We start from the raw sequence: 4,307 nt of genomic DNA, 5'->3' as shown, positions 1-4,307 counted from the left end.
CACCGCCAATGTGCGCGGCCGCGATTTGGGTTCTTTTGTGAACGAAGTGCAAACGCGCATCGCAAGCGACGTAAAATTACCCGCCGGTTATTGGCTGGATTACGGCGGCACCTTTGAGCAATTAGAATCCGCAAGCAAACGTTTAGCGATTGTTGTACCGCTCACCTTGTTAATGGTGATTGCATTATTAGTAATGGCTTTTGGTTCGATCAAAGACGCACTGATTATTTTCACCGGCGTCCCACTCGCACTCACCGGCGGCGTACTCGCGCTTTGGCTGCGCGACATGCCCATGTCCATGTCCGCCGGTGTCGGCTTTATTGCACTCTCCGGCATAGCGGTTTTAAATGGATTAGTGATGCTTGCGTTTATTCGCCAGCTTTATCTGGAACATGGCGATTTAATGGAAGCAATAATTCAAGGAGCACTCACACGATTGCGACCAGTATTAATGACCGCACTCGTCGCCAGTTTGGGTTTTGTGCCTATGGCATTTAACGTGGGAATTGGTGCGGAAGTGCAACGGCCATTGGCAACTGTGGTGATTGGTGGAATTATTTCGTCAACGTTATTAACGTTGTTGGTGTTGCCGGTACTTTATGGATTGGTGCATGGTAGGGCGGGTCGTGATTCGCAAATTTTTGTGCGATGAAATTTATTTAAATAAATGATATGCGTGTTGTGTCATCGCGCGGGTTACGCAAATTAGTGGCTAACCCGCTGTTTGTGTCACCGATGCCGCATAGATTAAGTCACAGAAATACAAGCAATTTAACCGTAAACTGAAGCGAATCACCCAGGCTGAACTTCCGAGGCCGAAACTCTATCTACCAAAAATTGTGAGTAACTTTCATGACGCTGCCATCTTATATGCTTAAAGCAATGTGTTTGCTGTGCATCATTTCGCTTCATGCGTGTGGTGGAAGCGGAGGTGGTTCTTCAACTGAATCTACATCCTCGTCAAGCTACACTGCGCCTGTTGCTTCAAGCATCGGACAATCATCAGCCATAAGCAGTGTTGCGGTCTCATCAACTCTATTGAGCTCATCAAATCAATCAGCATCTTTATCTTCAAGCTCCAGTGTAAGTATTTTATCAAGCAAGAATTCTTCACAGAAGAGCTATAGCTTCAGTGTCAGTTCCAACACTGATTCTAAATCTAGTTTAAATTTGAGTTCTATACCCAGTTCCAGTTCTGCAAGTGAGAATCTTGTGGATATTCCACTGCAAAGCCACATCACTAAAGTCCAACCTATGACAGGTATTGTGTTGTGGGCAGATTCATACAATGGCACCGCGTTAAAAACCGATGACCAATATGTACAACTTGAATACGCTTATGTGCGACCAAGTGATGTGGTTGCTGGGGATAACCTTTACAACTGGAATGCAGTTGATAATTTGCTGGAGCAAATTAGTGCGCGCGGTAAACAGGCAATTTTGCGTTGGTATTATGTGTATCCTGGTCGTGCTACTGCAGTGCCAAATTATATAAAAGCTTATTCTGATTACCGCGAAACCACAGCGTTGAGTGAAGGATTATCAACTGGCTTCCCCGATTGGTCACATCCCGAATTACAACAAGCGACACTCGATTTTTACACCGCTTTTGCCGCACGCTATGACCAGGATCCGCGCATTGCTTTTTTACAGGTTGGCTTTGGTTTATGGGGCGAATACCACATTTACGATCCGCAGGTTATTTTAGGAAAAAACTTTCCGTCCAAAGCTTATCAAAGAAAATTCCTGCAGCATCTCGAGGAACAGTTTGATGAGTTGCACTGGAGTATTTCAATCGATGCCGGTGATAGCGACAATACACCCATAGCGGATGATGCCAGTTTGCTAGCACTACCCTTCGGCAATTTTGACGATTCGTTTATGCACAAAGAACATGGAGGTTATAATGCGAGTATGTGGACTATATTTGGCTATACGGAGCGCTATAAAAATTCCCCCCACGGTGGTGAGCTTAGTTACTACTCTGAATTTGACCAAAAAAATGCGCTTAATGTGACCGGTATGTATGGCAGAACCTACGAAGCTTTAAGTAAGACTTTCTATGTCACGTACATGATTGGCAATGACCAACCAGAATATCAATCCAACGAACGTATCAAGCAGGCGGGGATGGCTAACGGTTATAAATTTCATGTTACAGAATTTAAAGCCTCGTCTTCACGCTCGCGCGTCAAATTAATTAATCGCGGTATAGCACCAATCTATTACGATGCGTATATCACGATTAACGGTTTTCGCGCGCAACAATCGTTAAAAGGTTTGCTACCCAATGAATCACTAACCGTTGATATTAATAGCGGCGGTATCCAACCACTATTAACAATAGAAAGTGACCGCTTGGTGACGGGACAAAAAATTCAATTTGAGGCTGATCTTTAAAGATAAATTGGGGCAGGCCATCATTGCAGTCAGAAAATTGCATTGAATTCCTAAATCCAAAGGGTCGTATTTAGAATTGTGCGAGAATAAAAAACGGCTCTATACCATTGAAGACCTGTCAATACACCAATCACTGTTCATTTTTATTCCGGACTAGTGACTGGTGGATAAACAATTGTGCATGCCGCTTGTTTTTTCATAAAACTAACAAAATCTTCCGGGGAAATCGGTTTACTAAAGTAGTAGCCTTGGGATTGATCGCAGTTATGATCGCGTAAAAACGCTTCCTGCTCTTTGGTTTCTACTCCCTCGGCGATAACCGTCAAACTCAAAGTTCTACCCATCGCGATGATCGCTTCGGTAATAGCGCGATCTTCGCGGTTTTGGGGGATATCGCGGATAAAAGAGCTGTCCACTTTTAAGGTATCTATGGGGAAGCGTTTTATTTGCGCGAGCGATGAATAGCCCACACCAAAATCATCAATTGCCAAGCGCACACCCAATGCTTTGATTGCGGTGAGGATGCGAATTGCGCGCTCTGCATCCTGCATCACCATGCCTTCGGTAATTTCCATTTCCAGCAATGCTGGCTGCATGCCCGATTCGTTTAATGCATCGGCAACATCCTGAATTAAATGCTCATCGAAAAACTGCCGCACGGATAAATTCACGGCCATGCACAGCGGCGGTAAGCCTTGTTTTAACCAGGCGACATTTTGTGCGCAGGCGGTTTTTAATACCCACCGGCCAATTAATACAATCAAACCGGTTTCTTCGGCGAGGGGAATAAATTGTGCAGGCGAGATAATGCCAAGCTCCGGATGTTGCCAGCGCACTAACGCCTCAACTCCGGCGATTTCGCCGGTTTGTAAATTGCGTTTCGCCTGGTAGTGCAAGAAAAATTCATTGCGCTCAAGCGCCATGCGCAAATTATTTTCCAGCACCAAGCGTTCCAGTGAGCGGGCTTCAATATCGGGAGAATAGAATTGGTAATTGTTTTTGCCTTCTTCTTTCGCGCGGTACATGGCGATGTCGGCATTTTTCATCAGGGTTTGTTCATCTCTTCCATCGTCTGGATATACACAAATGCCGATGCTGGCAGTCACGCGACATTCCTGGCCATTGATATCGATAGGTTCGAGCGATGCGGACAAAATTTTCTGTGCAACAGTGGCTATTTGTTCAGTGTTTTCCGGCTCAGGCAACATAACGACAAATTCGTCGCCACCGAGGCGGCCCACCACGTCACTGGCACGCAAGCATTGCTTCAGGCGTGCCGCCATTTCGCACAGTAAAAAATCACCTGCTTCATGACCGAGCGTGTCATTGATATTTTTGAATCTATCCAAGTCGATAAAAAAAACAGCGAGTTTGCGATGGTAGCGATGCGCTGATTCAATCGCCAAATTCAATATCTGGCTAAACATAAAACGATTGGGGAGTGACGTTAAACTATCGTGCGTAGCTAAAAAGTGAATGTGCTGTTCGGAGCGTTTGCGATCACTAATGTCGCGGCCGATACCGCGATAGCCACGAAATTTTCCGTCCTCATCGAATGCAGGTAGGCCCGTTAAGCTAATGAAATAGGTTTTGCCGTTGTCTGCTACACGGCGCAGTTCCAAATCGCGAAACGGATTGCGCTCGGCCACTAGATCCTCATATTCAATCCAGGACTCGGATATGAGTGTAGTGCCGGGCAATTCTTTTAAACTCTTACCAAGAACTTCAGCGCGTGTATAACTTGATTTATTGTTCGGGTCTTCGAATTCAATAAATTGCATATCTGCATCTTGTTCCCAATACCAGTCTGAGGATAATTCAATCAAACTACGGAACCTTGCCTCACTTTCACGCAATGCGCGCTCGGCGCGGCGACGTAACGTAATATCGCGGCCAATGCCAACCAG

Annotated in this window: 3 protein-coding genes; 2 read left to right on the top strand and 1 reads right to left on the bottom strand. The window is 45.4% G+C overall.

Going from position 1 to position 4,307, the window contains the following annotated elements:
• On the top strand, positions 1 to 652 hold a 652-nt coding region (locus ACWA6V_RS18055; RefSeq protein ID WP_449523796.1), incomplete at its 5' end, for an efflux RND transporter permease subunit.
• Positions 653 to 1,212: 560 nt separating this feature from the next.
• Entirely contained in the window at positions 1,213 to 2,400 is a 1,188-nt protein-coding gene (locus ACWA6V_RS18050) for a hypothetical protein (protein WP_449523795.1), read from the top strand.
• A gap of 143 nt (positions 2,401 to 2,543) precedes the next feature.
• On the opposite strand, the gene ACWA6V_RS18045 is transcribed toward ACWA6V_RS18050, so the two are convergent.
• Positions 2,544 to 4,307: putative bifunctional diguanylate cyclase/phosphodiesterase (locus ACWA6V_RS18045; protein ID WP_449523794.1), on the bottom strand; the 1,764-nt coding region annotated here is incomplete at its 5' end.

This window comes from Cellvibrio sp., from assembly GCF_053579595.1.
The sequence above is the reverse complement of the archived record's forward strand: the minus strand, read 5'-3'. Positions and strand labels throughout refer to the sequence as shown.